At 71.9% G+C, this 17,640-nt stretch carries 18 protein-coding genes; 10 read left to right on the top strand and 8 right to left on the bottom strand.

Annotated features, from left to right (window positions below):
• Positions 1-58: 58 nt before the first annotated feature.
• Positions 59-1,276, top strand: a complete 1,218-nt coding sequence (locus tag AB0M35_RS23450) for a D-arabinono-1,4-lactone oxidase (protein ID WP_363747851.1) — start codon at positions 59-61, stop codon at positions 1,274-1,276.
• Positions 1,276-1,653 (top strand): sensory rhodopsin transducer, encoded by a 378-nt coding sequence (locus AB0M35_RS23445; protein ID WP_363747850.1) that lies wholly within the window; start codon positions 1,276-1,278, stop codon positions 1,651-1,653. The genes AB0M35_RS23450 and AB0M35_RS23445 overlap by 1 nt, the downstream gene beginning before the upstream one ends.
• On the opposite strand, the gene AB0M35_RS23440 is transcribed toward AB0M35_RS23445, so the two are convergent.
• The 3 genes from AB0M35_RS23440 to crcB (AB0M35_RS23430) form a co-directional block, all read right to left on the bottom strand.
• A complete protein-coding gene (locus AB0M35_RS23440; protein ID WP_363747848.1) occupies positions 1,650-4,340 on the bottom strand; it encodes a cation-transporting P-type ATPase in 2,691 nt (896 codons plus the stop codon). The genes AB0M35_RS23445 and AB0M35_RS23440 overlap by 4 nt on opposite strands.
• A gap of 66 nt (positions 4,341-4,406) precedes the next feature.
• Positions 4,407-4,781 (bottom strand): fluoride efflux transporter CrcB, encoded by a 375-nt coding sequence (gene crcB / locus AB0M35_RS23435; protein WP_363747846.1) that lies wholly within the window; start codon positions 4,779-4,781, stop codon positions 4,407-4,409.
• Positions 4,778-5,260 (bottom strand): fluoride efflux transporter CrcB, encoded by a 483-nt coding sequence (crcB, locus tag AB0M35_RS23430; RefSeq protein WP_363747844.1) that lies wholly within the window; start codon positions 5,258-5,260, stop codon positions 4,778-4,780. Before crcB (AB0M35_RS23430) ends, crcB (AB0M35_RS23435) begins: the two co-directional genes overlap by 4 nt.
• An 80-nt stretch (positions 5,261-5,340) precedes the next feature.
• Here crcB (AB0M35_RS23430) and AB0M35_RS23425 point away from each other — a divergent pair, with 80 nt between their 5' ends.
• From AB0M35_RS23425 to AB0M35_RS23415, 3 genes are all read left to right on the top strand, one after another.
• On the top strand, positions 5,341-5,676 hold the full coding sequence (locus AB0M35_RS23425) for a YnfA family protein (protein WP_203224123.1): 336 nt from the start codon (positions 5,341-5,343) through the stop codon (positions 5,674-5,676).
• Positions 5,677-5,798: 122 nt separating this feature from the next.
• Complete coding sequence (locus AB0M35_RS23420; RefSeq protein ID WP_363747843.1) at positions 5,799-6,170, top strand: YciI family protein; 372 nt, start codon at positions 5,799-5,801, stop codon at positions 6,168-6,170.
• Positions 6,171-6,189: 19 nt separating this feature from the next.
• On the top strand, positions 6,190-7,473 hold the full coding sequence (locus AB0M35_RS23415) for a DUF6596 domain-containing protein (protein WP_363747841.1): 1,284 nt from the start codon (positions 6,190-6,192) through the stop codon (positions 7,471-7,473).
• 69 nt (positions 7,474-7,542) lie between these two features.
• Here the strand turns inward: AB0M35_RS23415 and AB0M35_RS23410 are convergent, their stop codons facing one another.
• From AB0M35_RS23410 to AB0M35_RS23400, 3 genes are read right to left on the bottom strand one after another with little or no spacing between them, the layout of a single operon-like run.
• A complete protein-coding gene (locus tag AB0M35_RS23410; RefSeq protein WP_363747839.1) occupies positions 7,543-8,172 on the bottom strand; it encodes a copper resistance protein CopC in 630 nt (209 codons plus the stop codon).
• A gap of 17 nt (positions 8,173-8,189) precedes the next feature.
• Complete coding sequence (locus AB0M35_RS23405; RefSeq protein WP_363747837.1) at positions 8,190-9,410, bottom strand: Dyp-type peroxidase; 1,221 nt, start codon at positions 9,408-9,410, stop codon at positions 8,190-8,192.
• The gene (locus AB0M35_RS23400; protein ID WP_363747836.1) at positions 9,407-10,012 is read right to left on the bottom strand and encodes a copper chaperone PCu(A)C; all 606 of its coding nucleotides are present in this window, start codon (positions 10,010-10,012) and stop codon (positions 9,407-9,409) included. The genes AB0M35_RS23405 and AB0M35_RS23400 overlap by 4 nt, the downstream gene beginning before the upstream one ends.
• Before the next feature lie 222 nt (positions 10,013-10,234).
• On the opposite strand from AB0M35_RS23400, the gene AB0M35_RS23395 reads away from it, so the two are divergent.
• Genes AB0M35_RS23395 through AB0M35_RS23380 form a run of 4 tightly spaced genes read left to right on the top strand, consistent with a single transcriptional unit; the run spans position 10,235 to position 13,301 of the window.
• Positions 10,235-10,660, top strand: coding sequence for a TOBE domain-containing protein (locus AB0M35_RS23395; protein WP_363747835.1), 426 nt, complete (start codon positions 10,235-10,237; stop codon positions 10,658-10,660).
• On the top strand, positions 10,657-11,424 hold the full coding sequence (gene modA, locus AB0M35_RS23390; protein ID WP_363747833.1) for a molybdate ABC transporter substrate-binding protein: 768 nt from the start codon (positions 10,657-10,659) through the stop codon (positions 11,422-11,424). The genes AB0M35_RS23395 and modA overlap by 4 nt, the downstream gene beginning before the upstream one ends.
• Positions 11,425-11,427: 3 nt before the next feature.
• Positions 11,428-12,231 carry an ABC transporter permease gene (locus AB0M35_RS23385; protein ID WP_363747832.1) on the top strand — a complete coding sequence of 268 codons (804 nt, stop codon included), beginning with the start codon at positions 11,428-11,430 and terminating at the stop codon, positions 12,229-12,231.
• Positions 12,228-13,301, top strand: a complete 1,074-nt coding sequence (locus AB0M35_RS23380; protein ID WP_363747831.1) for an ABC transporter ATP-binding protein — start codon at positions 12,228-12,230, stop codon at positions 13,299-13,301. The genes AB0M35_RS23385 and AB0M35_RS23380 overlap by 4 nt, the downstream gene beginning before the upstream one ends.
• A 22-nt stretch (positions 13,302-13,323) precedes the next feature.
• On the opposite strand, the gene AB0M35_RS23375 is transcribed toward AB0M35_RS23380, so the two are convergent.
• Together AB0M35_RS23375 and AB0M35_RS23370 are read right to left on the bottom strand one after the other, a co-directional pair.
• Positions 13,324-15,561, bottom strand: a complete 2,238-nt coding sequence (locus tag AB0M35_RS23375) for a heavy metal translocating P-type ATPase (protein ID WP_363747830.1) — start codon at positions 15,559-15,561, stop codon at positions 13,324-13,326.
• Positions 15,562-15,721: 160 nt separating this feature from the next.
• On the bottom strand, positions 15,722-16,555 hold the full coding sequence (locus AB0M35_RS23370) for a helix-turn-helix transcriptional regulator (RefSeq protein ID WP_363747828.1): 834 nt from the start codon (positions 16,553-16,555) through the stop codon (positions 15,722-15,724).
• A gap of 102 nt (positions 16,556-16,657) precedes the next feature.
• Between AB0M35_RS23370 and AB0M35_RS23365 the strand changes: the two genes are divergently transcribed.
• Positions 16,658-17,575 carry an oxidoreductase gene (locus AB0M35_RS23365; RefSeq protein WP_363747826.1) on the top strand — a complete coding sequence of 306 codons (918 nt, stop codon included), beginning with the start codon at positions 16,658-16,660 and terminating at the stop codon, positions 17,573-17,575.
• Positions 17,576-17,640: the final 65 nt, after the last annotated feature.

Here is a 17,640-nt window from a genome sequence, read left to right as displayed (position 1 = left end):
ACTACCGCGCGAGGTGCGGGGTAAGCGTCCGGCCCCGCGTGAGCAGAGGAGAGGTGGGGTGTCCCGTCCGTTCGTGAACTGGTCCGGCAGCCTCTGCTTCACCCCGGCCGAGCACGTCGAACCGGCTGGCGAGGACGAGGTGCGGGACCTGATCCGGCGGGCCCGCGAGTCGGGCAGCACCCTGCGGCCGATGGGCTCCGGGCACTCGTCGAGCCCGTTGGTGCGTACCGACGGCATCCTGGTGAGCCTGGACCGGATGGCGGGGGTGGTCGATCAGGCCGGCGAGCGGGCCACCGTCCGGGGCGGTACCCGGCTAAAGGCGCTCGGTGAGGGCCTCTACGAGGCCGGTCTGGCAATGGACAACCTCGGTGACGTCGACTACCAGTCGATCGCCGGTGCCACCGCGACCGGCACCCATGGCACCGGGCTCGGCTTCGGCAACCTGTCCACCCAGGTGACCGGGGTGCGGCTGGTCACCGGCACCGCCGAGACGCTCGACATCTCGGCGGAGCAGAACGCCGAACTGCTGCCTGCCGCCCGGCTGTCGCTGGGCGTACTGGGCGTGGTCACCCAGCTGACGCTCGACGTGCAGCCCCGCTACGAGTTGCACCGACGGGCCTGGTGCGCGCCGGTCGACTGGACCTTGGACCACCTGGCCGAGTTGCAGCACACCAACCGCAACATGGACTTCTACTGGTATCCGCGCAGCGACCTGACCCAGGTCCGGACCATGAACCGGGCGGACGAGGCGCGGCAGGGACCGCGTTGGGAGACCCGCCAGATGCTGGAGTCCGGCCCGGAGGGCGAGCTTCGGGAGGTCGCTGTCGGGCCGACCCACCGGACCATCCCGCAGAGCCGGGAGCTGCGCTTCGAGGAGATCGAGTACATGCTTCCCTCGGAGGCGTTCCCGGCCTGCTTCGCCGAGGTCCGGCGGCGCATCCTGGCCCGGCACCGCCGCTACGTGGGCTGGCGGGTGCTGATCCGTACCATCGCGGCGGACGACATCTGGCTGAGCAACGCGTACGGCCGTTCCACCACCACCATCGCCTGCCTACAGAACACCACGCTGCCGTACGAGGACTACTTCCGGGACATGGAATCGGTCTTCCGGCATTACGGCGGCCGGCCGCACTGGGGCAAGAAGCACTGGTTGACCGCCCGGGAGCTGCGCCCGCTGCTGCCCAGGTGGGACGACTTCCAGGCGGTGCGTCGCCGTCTCGACCCCGACGGGGTGTTCCTCACCCCCGACCTGACCCGACTGCTGGAGGAGACCTGATGGCACAGCTCGGGGCGCGGATGTGGGTGGTGCCAGGTGGGCGTGTCCCGTTCGATGGCACCGGCCCGGAGCCCGAATACACCAGCTTCGACCAGTTGTGCGTGCTCAACACGGGCGACGCCGAGGCGGACCTGCGGCTCGACTTCTACTACGAGGACACCGAGCCGGTCGGGCCGTACCGGCTGGTCGTCGGCGCTCGGCGGATCCGGCACGTACGGGTCAACGACCTGATCGACCCGGAGGCCGTCCGCCTCGACCGCCCGTACGGTTGTGTGCTCCGCTCCCCGGTGCCGGTGGTGGTGCAGTTCCTGCGGCAGGACACCCGACTGCCCGGCGCGGTGGCCCTCGCCACCACGATGGCCCACCCCGTCGACTAGCCCACCGCCGGGTGCGTCCGTCCCCGGATCAACCTGCGCCGCAGTTCGTCGGCCCCCCACACGACGACGGGGAAGACCAGTAGCAGCGCCAGGGCCGGTGCCGGTGGTGGCCGCGTACCGAAGACCTCCGGCAACGGCGGCAGAGCCACGATGGCGGCGGCGACGGCGAGTTCGAAGGCGATGCCCCACAGCAGCAGGCGGTTGGAGAACACACCGACGGCCCGCAACGGAGCGCGTTCGGTGCGGGCCGCGAACGCGGTGCCGATCTGGCAGGCCACGATGCCGAGAAAGGTCATCGTGGTGGCCTGGAGATAGGTCTCGTGCAGCGGGCTGCCCGGCCCGGTCGGCGTGCCCGGGGTCCAGCCGCCGGTGAGCAGAACGGCGAAGAAACCCGCCATCACCAGTACGGCGGAGACGAGCCCGAGGAACGCCCAGGCCCGCAGCAGCATCCGCCGGTCGATGACCCGTTCGGTACGCCGTCGGGGTGGGCGGTTCATCAATCCCGGCTCGGCCGGCTCACGACCCAGCGCCAGGGCGGGCAGCGTCTCCGTGCCCAGGTCGATGGCGAGGATCTGTAGCACGGTCAACGGCAGCGGCACCGCCCCGGCGGAGAGCGCGAAGATCAGGAACGGAAGGACCTCGGGCGTGGTGTGGGCGAGGATGTACAGGATGAACTTGCGGACGTTGGCGTAGACCCGGCGACCGGCACCGACGGCGGCCACGATGGTGGCGAAGTTGTCGTCGGTGAGCACCATCGTCGCGGCTTCCCGGGTCACGTCCGTTCCGGAACGTCCCATCGCCACACCGATGTCGGCTCGGCGCAGGGCCGGCGCGTCGTTGACCCCGTCGCCGGTCATCGCCACGATCTGGCCGTCCGCGCGCAGTGCCTCGGCGATGTGCAGCTTGGCCTCGGGCGACACCCGGGCGAAGATCACTTCGCGTTGCTCGGCGAGCAGGTCCCGCAGCGCCTGCGGGGTCATCCGGTCGAGATCCGCGCCGGTCAGCACGGTCGGATCGCCCCGGGTGATCCCGACCTGCCGGGCCACGGCGGTCGCGGTCAACCCGTGGTCGCCGGTGACCATGATGATCCGGATCCCCGCGGTGTGGCACTTGGCCACCGCGTCCGGCACCGCTGCCCGGGGTGGATCCACCATGGCGACGAAGCCGAGGAAGGTCAACTCCCGCTCGGTCGTCGCCCGGTCCCCGGGCGGCCCGGTCAACCGGCGTCGTGCCAGGGCGAGGACGCGGCGGCCCTGCCGAGCCTGCCCGGTCACCGCTTCGGCCAGCTCGGCCCGTGCCTGCTCGGTCAGTGGCCGGTCGTCGCCGTCGGCACCGATGATCCGGGTGCAGCGGCGCAGCACCTCCTCCGGCGCACCCTTGGTGTGCAGCCACAGATCCGCACCGACGGCGTCGACGGTGGACATCAGCCGCAGTCTCGGGTCGAAGTGGAACTGGCTCTGCCGCTGGCTGCCGGCCGGCTGCCGGATCTTCGTGGCGAAGTGCAGCAGCGCGGTCTCGGTCGGGTCGCCGACGTCGGCGTCCGGGCGTAGTTCGGCGTTGTTGCAGGCGGCTGCAGTGGCGGCCAGAGCGGACAGCGTGGGACCGGGCGACGGCAGCGGGTCGGGCAGCGGGTCCAGCAACTCGTCGGCGGCGCGTACGGCGGTCACCCGCATCCGGTTCTCGGTGATGGTGCCGGTCTTGTCGGTGCAGATGACGGTGGTGGAGCCGAGGGTCTCCACGGCGCTGAGCCGCTTGACCACCGCACCCAGCCGGGCGAGTCCGCGTACGCCGACGGCCAGCGCCAACGTGATGGTGGGCAGCAGTCCCTCAGGCACGTTCGCGACCAGCAACCCGATCGCGAAGGTGAACGCGTCGGAGATCGGCATACCGGCGGCCAGCACCCCGATCGGGAAGAAGACCACACCGGCACCGATCGCCACCGCCGCGATCAGCCAGGCCACCCGACGTACCTGCCGTTCGAGCGGGCTCTCCTCCCGACCGACCCGCTGGGACAGGGCGGCGATCCGGCCCAGCTCGGTACGCATCCCGGTCGCGTAGATCATTCCGCGTGCCTCGTCCGACAGGCAGGACGTACCGCTGAACACCAGGTTGCCGGCCTCGGTCAGGCTGTCGGCCGGACCTGTCGCGTCGGCGCTGCGGTAGGCGGGCTGCGACTCGCCGGTCAGGGCGGACAGGTCGACCTCGACACCGCCGTCGAGCAGCCGGGCATCGGCGCTGATCCGATCTCCCTCGCCGATGGCGATGACGTCACCCGGGACCAGTTCCCCAGCGGGAACCTCCTGCCAGTTGCCGTCTCGCAAGGCCCGCGCCTGCTGGGGGAGGTACCGGGTCAGTGCCTCGACCGCCCGCTCGGCCTGTCGTTCCTGCACCGAGGCGAACACCGCGTTGACCGCGATGACCGCCAGGATCGCCGCGCCCAGCACGGCGGTACCGGCCACCCAGGCGAGGATCGCGGCCACCCACAACAGCAGGGCGAGGGGATGGATCAGCTGCCGCCCGAGCTCCCGCCACCAACTTCGTCCACGGGTTCGGCGCAGCTCGTTGCGGCCGTACTCGGCGAGCCGTTGGCGGGCCTGGTCTGTGGTCAGCCCGTGTTCGCTGGCGTCGAGTCGGTGCAGCAGGTCGGGCAGCGGCGACTGCGGGTCCACGGCCAGCTCACCCCGCACCGGAGCCTCCTCGCCCAGCTCAGCGGGCCGCCGTCTACCCGCCTTAGGCCGGGGCAAACCAGGCGGTCAGGCCCAGAGCGCCTCGGCCAGGGTGACGCCGACGAGCGCGGCACCGAGCGCAGCGGCGACACTGACCACGGCGTTGGCCAGGGCGTACCGGCGGGCACCCGTCTCGACGAGGCGGATCGTCTCGTAGCCGAAGGTCGAGTAGGTGGTCAGCGCCCCGCACAGGCCGCTGCCGAGCAGGGCGACCAGGGAACCGGACACCGCGCCCGCTCCCGCGCCACCGATCAGCACCCCGAGGATCAGTGAGCCGAGCACGTTGACGGTGAGGGTGCCCCACGGGAACACCGAATCGTGGCGGGCCTGCACCGCCCGGTCGAGCAGATAGCGCAGCGGTGCGCCGACGGCGGCGCCGAGCGCCACGAGCAGCACGGTCACCCCGTACTCCGCAGCCGCTGTGCGCCGGTCACCCGGCGGGTGAGCGTGAGGCCGACCCGGACGGCGGTGAGCGCGGCGACCAGGGTGCCGACGAGGTACAGCAGCGCCGTCCGCGTCGCACCGACCGCAATGGCCTGCTGCACCTCCACGGCGTACGTGGAGAAGGTGGTGTATCCGCCGAGCACCCCGACGCCGAGGAAGGGCCGGACCAGTCGAGGCGCGGTCCGCACCTCGGTGATCAACACCATCAGTACGCCGATGAGCAGGCAGCCTGAGACGTTGACCGCGAAGGTGGCCCAGGGAAAGCCGGTGGGGGAGTGTGGAAACGCCACGGCCAACCCGTGCCGCAGGACGGCACCGACCATGCCGCCGAGGGCGATCGCCGCCAGCAGGGTGACGGTGCCGCCGCGCAACTCGGCACGCTGGCGCGGGACGCGGAGGTCGACGTCCGGATCGACGGGTGGCTGCTCGGGCGGCATGGTCACCACCTCCTCAACGGGGGACGAGAATAGCTCCGGCAACTCGTTGCCGCCCCGGTGACGCGCAGTAGGGTGCGCGGGTGACCGTGCTGCGTTCCGTCGTGCTGTTCGTGCTGGCCGCCATCGCCGAGATCGGTGGGGCGTGGCTGGTGTGGCAGGGCTGGCGTGAGCACCGTGGGCTGTGGTTCGTGGCCGCCGGGGTGCTCGCGCTCGGCGCGTACGGCTTCGTCGCCACTTTTCAGCCGGACCCGAACTTCGGGCGCATCCTGGCCGCGTACGGCGGGGTTTTCGTCGCCGGTTCGCTCGCCTGGGGGATGATCTTCGACGGCTTCCGCCCGGACCGGTGGGACCTGACCGGAGCGGCGATCTGCCTGCTCGGCGTGGCCGTCATCATGTACGCCCCACGCGGCGCCTGACTCCGACGCCGACGAATTCGCCGAAAATAGTCGGGCCGTACTGTCGAATTCCGGTCTGCCCGTTCGAGCTTCCTGGTAGCGGCGATCTGAACCGCTGACCTACCGACCAGAAGGAGATCGATATGCGGTACCTGGCACTGCTCAAGGCCATCCAGCCCGACACCCCGGCCCCACCGGAGCTGATGGCAGCGATCATGAAGCTCGGCGAGGAGGCCACCACCGCCGGGGTCCTACTCGACCAGGGTGGGCTGCTGCCGAGCGCAGCCGGCTGGCGGGTCGACGTCTCCGCCGGGAAGCTGGCCGTCACCGACGGGCCGTTCGCCGAGGCCAAGGAGATCATCAGCTACGCGGTCTACGACGTACGCGATCGCGAGGAGGCGGTCGAGTGGACGTCACGGTTCATGAAACTGCACCGGGACATGTGGCCGGGCTGGTCGGGCGAGACCGAGGTGCGCAAGGTGTTCGGGCCGGAGGACTTCGCACCGCCGGCCTGACGGTGTTGGATCGGTAGCCGTGACGGCTGCCGATCCAACCCCGCAAGACGCGAGGCGGGCCACCCACCGGGCGGTCGAGGCGGTGTGGCGGATCGAGTCGGCCCGGCTGATCGCCCGCCTGGCCCGGCTCGTCTCCGACGTCGGGCTGGCCGAGGAGTTGGCCCAGGACGCGCTGGTCGTGGCCCTGGAACGCTGGCCGCAGACCGGGGTGCCGGAGGATCCCGGGCCCTGGCTGCTGGCGACCGCCAAGCATCGGGCGATCGACCGGCTGCGCCGGCAGGAACGGTACGCGCGCAAGCTCACCCTGCTCGCCCGGGACGCGCAGATCCGGCAGGAGTACGCGGAGGCGGAGCGGGACGCCGAGTTGGACGACCACATCGGTGACGACCTGCTGCGGCTGGTCTTCACCGCCGCCCATCCGGTGCTCTCCGGCGAGGCCAAGGTCGCGTTGACGTTGCGGCTGCTCGGCGGCCTGACCACCCCGGAGATCGCCCGAGCGTTCCTGGTGCCCGAGTCCACCGCGGCCCAGCGCATCGTACGGGCGAAACGGACGCTGGTCGCCGCGAACGTGCGGTTCGAGCTGCCCACCCGCGCCGAGTTGCCGGAGCGGCTCGCGGCGGTGCTGGAGGTCGTCTACCTGATCTTCAACGAGGGGTACGCGGCGACCAGTGGCCCGAACTGGGCGCGTCCGGAGCTGTGCCACGAAGCGCTGCGGCTGGGGCGGCTGCTCGCCGGGCTGCTCCCCGCCGAGCCCGCGGTGCACGGCCTGCTGGCCCTGATGGAACTTCAGGCGTCCCGGCTGCGCGCCCGGGTCGATGCCGCCGGCCAGCCGGTGCCCCTGTTGGACCAGGACCGCCGGTCGTGGGACCGGCTGCTGATCCGGCGCGGACTGGATGGCCTGGCCCGCGCCGAATCGTTGGGCATCGGCAGCTACACCCTTCAGGCCGCCATCGCGGCGTGCCACGCCCGGGCGACCCGCGCCGAGCAGACCGACTGGCCACGGATCGTCGCCCTGTACGAGGTCCTCGCCCACCTCCAGCCGAGCCCGGTGGTGCTGCTCAACCGGGCTGCGGCCGTCGGTCTGGCGGGTGATCCGACACGGGGCCTGGTCCTGGTCGACGAACTGGCGCAGGAACGGGCGCTGCGTGACTACCCGCAGCTGCCGGCGGTACGCGGCGAACTGCTGGCCCGGCTGGGCCACGCCGGGCCGGCCCGCGACGAGTTCCTCCGGGCCGCCGAACTCACCCGCAACGACGGCGAACGGGCGCTGTTCCGGCGACGTGCCGACGGGCTGGTCGGCTGACCGGCGCGGCACGGTCGGTGTGCTGAGCACACCGGCGCGTGCACGGCACCGGTCACGCCGGTGTGCTCACTACGCCGCGCTGTCACCGGAGCGACGGCGTCGCAGCAGGACGACCACCGCACCGATCGCCAGGGCGGCCAGTACGGCGGCGCCGGTCAGCAGCGCGGCCGTACCCGCACCGCCACCGGAGGAGTCACTCGCGGCGGGGCTGGCGGGCGCGACGGAGGTCTGCTCGGCGGTCGGGCTGGGGCTCTCCGTCGGCTCGGTCGCCTCCGGGCTGGGGCTCGGGCTCGGTTCGGCGGTGGCGGTCGGGTCGGCCACGGTGAACTTGTACGACCCCTGCACCGGGTGCCCGTCGTTGGAGACCACCCGGTACGCCACTGTGTAGACGCCGTTGGGCAGCGGCGAGTCGATGGTCACGATGGCCTTCGTGCCCTCCACCTCCGGCTCGCTGGTGGACACCGGCTGCTTGTCGGCATCGCTGAGCGTGATCGTGGTGAACGACGGGTTCAGCTTCTGCAGGAAGTCCAGCGTGATCTTCTTGGGTGCCTTGGTCAGCTCGGCGTCCTGGGCGGGCGTCGCCTTGCGCAGCACGTTGTGCGCGTAGGCCGGGGAAGCCGGCACGGCCAGCAGGGCGGTGGCGGCCAGCAGGGTGGCGGCCAGGCTCAGGGCGGACAGGTGGCGGAGTCGGGTGCGCATGATGACGATTCTCCTCCTCAGTCGAGCAGCTGCTGGCCGACCCAGCCGCCCTCAGGGCAACCGGGTGGGATGGCGAAGACGGCGGAGCCGATCGGGGTGGTCCATTCGTTGAGCAGGTCCCGCTCGGCGAGCCGCTGCTGGATGGGTAGGAACTGTCGGGCGATGTCCGCCTGGTAGGCGGCGAAGATCAATCCGCTGTCGGCGGTGCCGTCGGCGGCCGGCACCCCGTCGTAGTTGTAGGGGCGGCGCAGGATCCGGAACCGGTCGTCGCTGACGTGGGCCCGGGTCAGGTGGGAGAAGTCCGGGATCACGGTTAGCCCGTCGGGGCCGAGGGCGGCGAAATCCGGCTCGTCGTGTTCGGCGGTGCCGGTCAGCGGGGCGCCGGTGTCCAACCGCCGACCCACGCTGAACTCCCGATCGGTGCGGCCGAGCAGGTCCCAGGTCTCCAGGTCCATGCTGATCCGCCGGACCACCAGCGTGGTGCCGTCGCGCAGCCAGTCCGGCCCGTCCGGGATCCACACGGCCGTGTCCAGCGGAGCACCCGGCTTCGGATTGGCGGTGCCGTCGAGCTGGCCGAAGAGGTTGCGCTGGGTCCGGCCCGGTTCGGCGCCGGCCGCCCGCCGGAAACCCTGCTGAACCCAGCGGACGGTGGCGAACGGGCGGCTGTCCTTGACCAGGACCCGCTGGGTGTGGGCGACCGTGACCGGGTCGTCGGCGCAGATCTGCACCAGCAGGTCCCCGCCGGACCAGCGCGGTTGCAGCCGGTCGATCGGAAACGGCGGCAGGTCGGCCACCGACGGTGGCCGGCGCTCGTCGAGGCCGGCGGCGGTGAACAGGCCGGGACCGAAGCCGAACGTGACGGTCAGCCGGGCCGGCAGCAGTCCCAGTTCCGGTTCGGTGTCGGCCAGCGCGGGCCGGCCCTGGGTGAGGCGGGCGGCGTCGTCGGAGAGCAGGCGCAGCATCCGGCCGAGCGCGGCGCGGTCGGTTCCGGGACGCAGGGTGAACGCGACGAACGCCGCATGCGCCTGGGGCTCGGTGGCGACACCGGACTGTCGTACGCCGTAAAACGGCTCGACCGCCTCGCCGACGGTGGCCACCGGCACCTGTTCCGGCGGGCCTGCGGTGCTCTCGTTGCGGGCGGTGGCGACCGTGGCGGCGCCGACCAGCGTGCCACCGGCGGCCAACGCGCCGCCGGTGAGCAGGCCGCGCCGGCTCACCGGCCGGTTTGTCGCGGTCATGGTGCCGGGCTGTGGCTGGCCGACGGAGCGTGCGAGGGCTCGCCCTGACCGTGGCCGGGGGCGTAGCTCTCCTGCGCACCGGTGAACGGCTTGGCCACGGCGGTGAACGTCTGCGTCCGGCCGTCGGCGAAGGTGAGGGTGAAGCTGACCTCGTCGCCGGCCCGTACCGGCTGGGCGAGGTTCATCAACATCAGGTGGTCGCCGCCGGGCTCCAACCGATACTCGCTCCGGGCCTTGATCACCGTACCGCTCTCCTTGGCCTGCATGACCATCTGCCCGTCGCGCATGGTCATCTCGTGCAGCTCCATGGGCGAGACGGTGGAGGTCGCGCCGGTGATGGTGACGTCGGCGTCGGTGTTGTTGACCAGGGTGGCGAACGCCCCCGTCATCCCCGCGTCGGCCGCCTTGACCCACGGGTCCTGGACGGTCAGCACGCTGTCCGCCGCAACTGCGGTGGCGGAGGGTGCGGCGGTGGCCGACGGGCTGGGTGCGGCCGTGGAGTCGTCGTCGGACGAGCCGCAGCCGGCGACCAGGCTGGCGAGGAGAACCCCGGTGAACAGTACGGCCGGGCGCACGAACCGACCGGTGGTGGCGCTGGACATAGGTTTCCTCTCAGGGAGCGACGTCGTGAAGTTGGTCGCCCGCGACCAGCCACAAGTTCCACCGATTCCGCAACTGTGGTCACTCGGTCGCCCCGGCCGAGGTGACCGGACGGGAATTCGTTGACATGCTGCATGTGCAGCGTGAGGTTGCCTGTCGTAGCTGTGGATGCGGTCTGTTCGGCCGGGTATCCATCGCAGGTGCGGTCATCTAACATGCTCGCTGTGGCGGTGTTCCGGATGGGTGAGGCGGCCGAGTTGCTCGGGGTCAGCGTCGACACGATGCGACGCTGGGTGGACGGCGGTCGGCTCGCCGCGAGCCGCGACGAGCAGGGCCACCGGGTGATCGACGGGGTGGCCCTCGCCGCCTTCGTCCGGGCACAGGCCGGCGACCCGGATCACCGGTCGGAGGAGTCCTCGGCGCGTAACCGGTTGCGCGGCATCGTCACCGCCGTGGTCAAGGACGCGGTGATGGCCCAGGTGGACATCCAGGCCGGCCCGTTCCGGCTGGTGTCGCTGATGAGCCGGGAAGCTGTCGACCAACTCGGCCTGGAAGTCGGCTCGGTGGCCGTAGCGGTGATCAAGTCGACCACGGTCATGGTCGAGCGCCCGTCCGCGCCCGCCGGGAGCCGAGTGCGGGCCAACCCGTGACCCGGCTGCGCACCACCCTGGCAGCCGGCACCGTGCTCGCGGTGCTGGCCGTGACCGGCTGCACCGATGACCGCAGCGACCCGTCAGCGGCCGACGAGGGGCTGACCGTGTTCGCCGCCGCCTCGCTGACCGAGTCGTTCACCCGCATCGGCCAGGACTTCGAGGCCGTCCAGGGGGTGCAGGTGACCTTCAGCTTCGCCGGCAGTTCCACGCTGGCCGCCCAGATCAACCAGGGGGCACCCGCCGACGTCTTCGCCGCCGCCGCACCGGCCAACATGGCCACCGTCGTCGACGCCGGCAACAGCACCGACGAGCCGGTCACCTTCGTACGCAATCAGCTCGTCATCGCCGTACCCAAGGGCAACCCGGACGGGGTGACCAGCCTGAGCGATCTCACCGGGCCCGACCGGAAGGTGGCGCTCTGCGCCGAGCAGGTGCCGTGCGGGGCGGCGGCCCGCGCGGCGCTGGACGCCGCCGGGGTCGCCCTGACCCCGGTGACCCTGGAACAGGACGTGAAGGCGGCCCTGGCCAAGGTACGGCTCGGCGAGGTGGACGCCGCCCTGGTCTACCGCACCGACGCGCGAGCCGCTGCCGAAGACGTCGACGGCGTCGAGTTCCCCGAGTCGGCCGGGGCGATCAACGACTATCCGATCGTGGTGTTGGCCGGCGCCACCAACCCGGCCGCCGCCCGCGCCTTCATCGAGCACGTCCGCTCCGACACCGGCCGGGCGGTGCTCACCGCCGCCGGATTCCAGGTGCCGTAGCCGGTGCGTCGACCCGACAGCCGCCGCACCCGCCGGGTGCCGGTCGCACTGCTGCTACCCGCCGCGATCGGTCTGCTGTTCCTCCTGCTGCCGCTGGTCGGGCTGCTCGTCCGTACGCCCTGGGCCACGCTGCCGCAGCGGCTCACCGAGCCGGGCGTACTCACCGCGTTGCGGCTGTCGGTGCAGACCGCCACCCTCGCCACCCTGCTCTGCCTGGTCCTCGGCGTGCCCCTGGCCTGGCTGCTGGCCCGGGTCCCGTTTCCCGGCCGTCGGTTGGTGCGCGCCCTCGTCACCGTCCCGCTGGTGCTGCCACCCGTGGTCGGCGGCGTGGCGTTGCTGCTGGTCTTCGGCCGTCGTGGACTGGTTGGCTCCTGGCTGGACGAGACGTTCGGGATCACCGTGCCGTTCAGCACCACCGCGGTCGTGCTGGCACAGACGTTCGTTGCCATGCCGTTCCTGATCATCGCGGTGGAGGGTGCGCTGCGCGGTGCCGACACCCGGTACGAGGAGGCCGCCGCCACCCTCGGTGCCGGTCGCTGGATCACCTTCACCCACGTCACTCTGCCCATGGTCGCGCCCGGTGTGGCCGCCGGAGCGGTGCTGGGCTGGGCCCGCGCGCTCGGTGAGTTCGGCGCCACCATCACCTTCGCCGGCAACTACCCCGGCCGTACCCAGACCATGCCGGTGGCCGTCTACCTCGCGCTGGAGACCGACCTGGAGGCCGCCATCGTGCTCAGCCTCATCCTGCTCACCGTCTCCGTGGTGATCCTGGCCAGCCTCCGGGACCGTTGGGTGAGCGCGCCATGACCGCGCTGCTCGACGCGCACCTGATGGTCGAGCGGGGCGGCTTCCGGCTCGACCTGCCGCTGACCATCGCCCCCGGCGAGGTCGTCGCCCTGCTCGGGCCCAACGGCGCCGGCAAGACCACCGCCCTGCGGGCCCTCGCCGGTCTGCACCCGCTCTCCGCCGGGCACCTCACCCTCGCCGGCCGCGACCTGGACCACCCGCACCGCCGGATCTGGATCCCCACCGAGCGGCGGCCGATCGGCGTGGTCTTCCAGGACTACCTGCTCTTTCCACATCTCAGCGCGCTGGACAACGTCGCCTTCGGGCCGCGCCGGCACGGCCTGCACCGGCAGCAGGCCCGGCAGCGGGCAGCCGGCTGGCTGGCCCGGATGGGGTTGGCCGAACACGCCCGGCGCAAGCCGCGCCAGCTTTCCGGCGGCCAGGCCCAACGGGTCGCGTTGGCCCGCGCTCTGGCCGTCGAGCCGGCGCTGCTGCTGCTCGACGAGCCACTGGCCGCCCTCGACGCGCGTACCCGGCTCGACACCCGGGCGCAGCTGCAACAGCATCTCGCCGCCCACCCGGGAGCCACGCTGCTGGTCACCCACGACCCCCTCGACGCCCTGGTGCTCGCCGACCGGCTCGTGATCATCGAGGACGGGCGGGTGGTGCAGGAAGGTGACGCCGCCACCATCACCGCGCAACCGCGTACCGACTATGTGGCCCGCCTGGTGGGGCTCAACCTCTACCGTGGGCACGCCACCGGCCACCAGGTCCGGCTCACCGGCGGTCATGTGCTGACCACCGGCGACCAGCACGACGGGGAGGTCTTCGTGGCCTTCGCACCGGCGGCCGTGGCGCTGCACCCCCGCCAACCGGACGGCAGCCCACGCAACACCTGGCCGGCCACCATCACCGGCATCCAACGGCACGGCGACAACCTGCGGATCCAACTCGCCGGCCCGATCGAGGTCGCCGCCGACGTCACCCCGGCCGCCGCCGCGCAACTGAAACTGGCTGCCGGGCAACCGGTCTGGGCCGCGGTGAAGGCCGCCGAGACCCGCGCCTACCCGGCCGCGGTCGGTTCGGACTGACCTCCGCCCCGGTGGTTGCCGCTCAGTCCTGCGGGCGTAGCCGGAGCCGGCGCAGCAACTGGGCGTTGAGCGCCACCACGATCGTCGAGGCCGACATCAACACCGCCGCGACCGCCGGGCTCAGCGCCACCCCGGCCCAGGCCAGGGCGCCGGCGGCCAGCGGCAACGCGACCACGTTGTAACCCGCCGCCCAGGCCAGATTCTGGATCATCTTCCGGTACGCGGCCCGCGACAGCCGGATCACTCCGGTCACGCCGCGCGGGTCGGAGGAGGCGAGCACCACCCCGGCGGATTCGATCGCCACGTCGGTGCCGGCGCCGATCGCGATGCCGACGTTCGCGCGGGCCAGCGCCGGAGCGTCGTTGACGCCGTCACCGACCATCGCCACCCGCAGACCCCGGCGTTGCAGGTCGGCCACCGCGTCGTCCTTGTCCGCCGGCAGTACCTCCGCGAACACCTCGTCCGCGCCGGCCCGGAACCCCAGGTCGGCGGCGACGGCCTCGGCGACCGGACGGGCGTCCCCGGTGATCATGACGATTTTCCGTACCCCCTGCCGGCGCAGGTCGGTGATGGCCTGCCGCGCCTCCGGCCGCACCTCGTCCTCCAGGGCGAGCGCCCCGAGCACCTCCGCCCGTCCGTCGGATGCCTGGCGGTCGGGTGCCTGGCGGTCGGATGCCTGGCCGTCGGGTGCCTGGCGGTCGGACAGTCGCAGCAGGTGCAGCACGGCGGCGCCCCGACGGGACCAGTCCTCCTGCTGCCGGGCCAGAGCCTCGGGGACGGCGACGTCGAACTCCCGCAACAGCGCCGGCCCGCCGACGGCGTAACCGACCCCGTCGACCTCGGCGCGTACGCCCCGACCGGTCAGCGACCGGAAGCCCGTCGCCGTCCGCCGGAGCCCCTGCGCCTCGGCGGCGGACACGATCGCCCGAGCCAGCGGATGCTCGCTGTCGGCCTCCACCGCCGCCGCGATCGCCAGCACCTCCCGTTGTCCGGGCGTCGCCTGCCCGGCGCCGTCCTGGCCTGATGGCTCGGCGGTGTCGTCCTGGCCTGGTGTGCCGTTGGTGCCATGCTGGCCGGCTGCGTCGGCGGTGGCGGCGATGCCGGTGACGGTGTGCGCGCCTCGGGTCAGCGTCCCGGTCTTGTCGAACAGCACCGTGTCGACGGTGCGCATCCGCTCCAGCGCCAACCGGTCCTTGACCAGGATCCCGCCCTTGGCGGCCACCGCCGTGGACAGGGCGATCACCAGAGGGATGGCCAAACCAAGCGCGTGCGGGCAGGCGATGACCAGCACGGTGACCGTACGCACCACCGCCTCGCCCAGGTTGCCGAGCACGGTCCACACCAGCAGGGTCACCACGGCGGTCGCGCTCGCGATGTAGAACAACCAGGCGGCGAAGCGGTCGGCGAGCACCTGCGCCCGGCCACTGGACTGCTGCGCCTGCGCCACCAGCCGCTGGATGCCCGCCAGCGCGGTGTCGTCGCCGACCGCGTCGACGCGTACCCGAAGGGCCGCGTCGGTGGCCACCGTGCCGGCCACCACCCGATCACCGGTCGCCCGTGCCACCGGCCGCGACTCGCCGGTGATCATTGACTCGTCCAACTCGGCCTGGCCGTCGACGATCTGGCCGTCCGCCGGGACCCGTCCACCCGGCCGCACCAGGACGGTGTCCCCGACGCGCAGGTCGGCCACGGACACCCGGTCCGTCCGACCGTCCGCACCGAGTCGTTCCGCGTCGTCGGGCAACAACGCGGCCAGCGCCGACAGGGCGCCCCGGGCCTGGCCGATCGCCTTCATCTCCTGCCAGTGGCCGAGCAGCATGATGGTGACCAGCGCGGCCAGCTCCCACCAGAAGTCCAGGTCGAACGCGCCGATCGCGGTGGCCAGTGACGCCAGGTAGGCGACCGAGATCGCCATCGCGATCAGCAGCATCATGCCGGGCGCACGGTCGCGGACCTCGCGTACCGCCCCCTGGAGGAAGGGCCATCCGCCGTACGCGAACACCACGGTCCCCAGCACCGGTCCCACCAGGCCGATCCCGGGAAAGTCCAGTTCGTAGCCGAACCAGTCCATCACCATGTGGCTGGTGACCACGATCGGCACGGTCAGTACCAGGCTCAGCCAGAACTTACGACGGAACGCCTCCGGATCGTGCCCCGCATGCTTGTCATGCCCACCGTGCTCGGCATGTCCACCGTGTTTGCCGTGCTCACCGTGCTCACCGTGCTCGTCGCCGCTGGGACGATGTGCGTCGCGCGCCATCTCATCGCCTCCTCCCCGTCACCCTAATACCCTGTGGGGGTATCAAGGTGTGGATCTTGGTATGAAATCGCCCCTGGAGGGGCACTTTCTGACCAAGGTCACGCCAGCGCGGCGGGCCGGCACCGGTCCCCGACACGTTCTGCCGAAGGTGTCGGCCGTCTCAGGAACGCCTGTCACCCAACGCGGCGAGCAGTGACAGTCGCTCGGCGCTGGCGCTGCCGGGTGCGGCGGTGTACGCGATCAGGATCGGTCCGGTGCGTCCCGGCGGCGAGTACGCGTCCCAGTCCAGACGCAACTCGCCCACCTGCGGATGCTGGAACGTCTTGCTGCCATGGACCGACTCGCGCACATCGTGGCGGGCCCATAGCTTCCGGAACTCCTCGCTGCGGATACTCAGCGTACCGACGATCTCCTGAGCGCGTGGGTGCTCCGGATCGGCGGCGACCGCAGCTCGCAGAAAGCCGAGGTAGTCGAGCACCGTCTCCCGCCAGCCGGTGCACCGGCCGTGGGTCTCGGCGTGGGTGAACATGTCGATCAGCGCGTTGCCTGGGCCGATGCCCGGGTAGAGGGCGGTGGCCAGATCGTTCCAGGCGAGCAGATCCAGATGGCGGCTGACCACCACCGCCGGGGTGTGCAAGCTGTGCAGCAGACGACCGATGCTCTCCGGGACGGTCTCACGGGTACGGCGGCGCGGCTTCGGTGGCCGTTGCGCGCGTCGGGCGAGGGCGCGCAGGTGGCGGGTCTCCTCGGCGTTCAGGGCGAGGGCGCGGGCGATACCGGTCAGCACGTCGTCGGACGGGCGTACGTCCCGGCCCTGTTCCAGGCGCAGGTAGTAGTCGGTGCTCACCCCGGCGAGCAGGGCCAACTCCTCACGGCGCAGTCCGGCGACCCGGCGGCGTGGGCCGGGCACCAGGCCGAGGTCCTCGGGGCGCAACCGGGACCGGCGGTTACGCAGGAAGTCAGCCAGCTCGCGGGCATAGGCCGTGGTCGTCACACCACCAAGTGTGCCGGTGCGAGCAGCCGCCAAGGTAGGTCGCGTGGTCCCAGGTTGGTCAGGTCTCTCCGGTCGTCCGCGCGGCTTCCTAACGTTCCGTCCATGCTGAACTGGACCGAAGAACAGATCCCCGACCAGCGCGGCCGGCGCGCGGTGGTGACCGGGGCGAATTCGGGCGTCGGGCGGGTCACCGCGCTGGAGTTGGCCCGGAACGGTGCCGAGGTGGTGCTCGCCGTACGCAACGTCGGCTCGGGCGAGGAAGCGGCGCAGGAGATCCGGCGGACGGTGCCGGACGCCAGGATCGAGGTGCGGTCGCTGGACCTGGCGTCGCTCGCGTCGATCCGGGCCTTCGCGGCGGATCTGCCGGGGGGCGTCGACCTGCTGGTCAACAACGCTGGCGTGGCGCTGACCGGCCCGCGACCTCCGCTGACCGTGGACGGATTCGATGCGCAGATGGGCACGAACGCGCTCGGGCCGTACGCGCTGACCGGACTTCTGCTCGACAGGCTGGCTGCCGGGACGCGGCCTCGCGTGGTCACCGTGTCCTCCATCGTGCACCGGCGGCGCGGCCTCGACCTGAGCGATCTGATGTCCGAGCGTTCCTACCGCGGGCCCCGGGCGTACTCCCTGTCCAAGCTCGTCGCCACCATCCTCGGCCTGGAGTTGGATCGCCGGCTGCGCGCCGCCGGATCACCGGTGATCAGTGTGCTCGCCCATCCGGGCATGACCCACACCAACCTCAGCGCACGGGCGTTGGCCAACCGCAACGTGCTGCTGCGAGCCGTCGGCCGGCTCAACCCATTGCTGGTCAGCCCGGTCAGGGAGGGTGCCCGGCCACAACTGTGCGCGGCGACCGCGACCGGCGTACGAGGTGGCCAGTTCTTCGGGCCGCGGGGGTTCCAGGAGATCCGGGGACCGGTCACCGAGGTACGGGCGAGCGCACCGGCCCGTGATCCGGAGAACGGGCGGCGGATGTGGGCGGAGGCGGCGCGACTCACCGGGGTGACGTGTTCGGACTGACCGACTCGCCGTCCACCAGGATCGTCACCCGGTCGGGATAGAACGGCACGGGCAGCCTGGGGCCC

The sequence above is a fragment of the Micromonospora sp. NPDC051196 genome (assembly GCF_040682415.1).
GTDB lineage: Bacteria > Actinomycetota > Actinomycetes > Mycobacteriales > Micromonosporaceae > Micromonospora.
The sequence above is the reverse complement of the archived record's forward strand: the minus strand, read 5'-3'. Positions and strand labels throughout refer to the sequence as shown.

Excerpts from the sequence above, each read along its gene's own strand:
- AB0M35_RS23375 (WP_363747830.1), bottom strand. The coding sequence starts at position 15,561 with ATGGCGCGCGACGCACATCGTCCCAGCGGCGACGAGCACGGTGAGCAC.
- AB0M35_RS23400 (WP_363747836.1), bottom strand. The coding sequence starts at position 10,012 with ATGTCCAGCGCCACCACCGGTCGGTTCGTGCGCCCGGCCGTACTGTTC.
- AB0M35_RS23445 (WP_363747850.1), top strand. The coding sequence starts at position 1,276 with ATGGCACAGCTCGGGGCGCGGATGTGGGTGGTGCCAGGTGGGCGTGTC.
- crcB (WP_363747844.1), bottom strand. The coding sequence starts at position 5,260 with ATGCCGCCCGAGCAGCCACCCGTCGATCCGGACGTCGACCTCCGCGTC.
- AB0M35_RS23380 (WP_363747831.1), top strand. The coding sequence starts at position 12,228 with ATGACCGCGCTGCTCGACGCGCACCTGATGGTCGAGCGGGGCGGCTTC.
- AB0M35_RS23405 (WP_363747837.1), bottom strand. The coding sequence starts at position 9,410 with ATGACCGCGACAAACCGGCCGGTGAGCCGGCGCGGCCTGCTCACCGGC.
- AB0M35_RS23365 (WP_363747826.1), top strand. The coding sequence starts at position 16,658 with ATGCTGAACTGGACCGAAGAACAGATCCCCGACCAGCGCGGCCGGCGC.
- AB0M35_RS23410 (WP_363747839.1), bottom strand. The coding sequence starts at position 8,172 with ATGCGCACCCGACTCCGCCACCTGTCCGCCCTGAGCCTGGCCGCCACC.
- AB0M35_RS23420 (WP_363747843.1), top strand. The coding sequence starts at position 5,799 with ATGCGGTACCTGGCACTGCTCAAGGCCATCCAGCCCGACACCCCGGCC.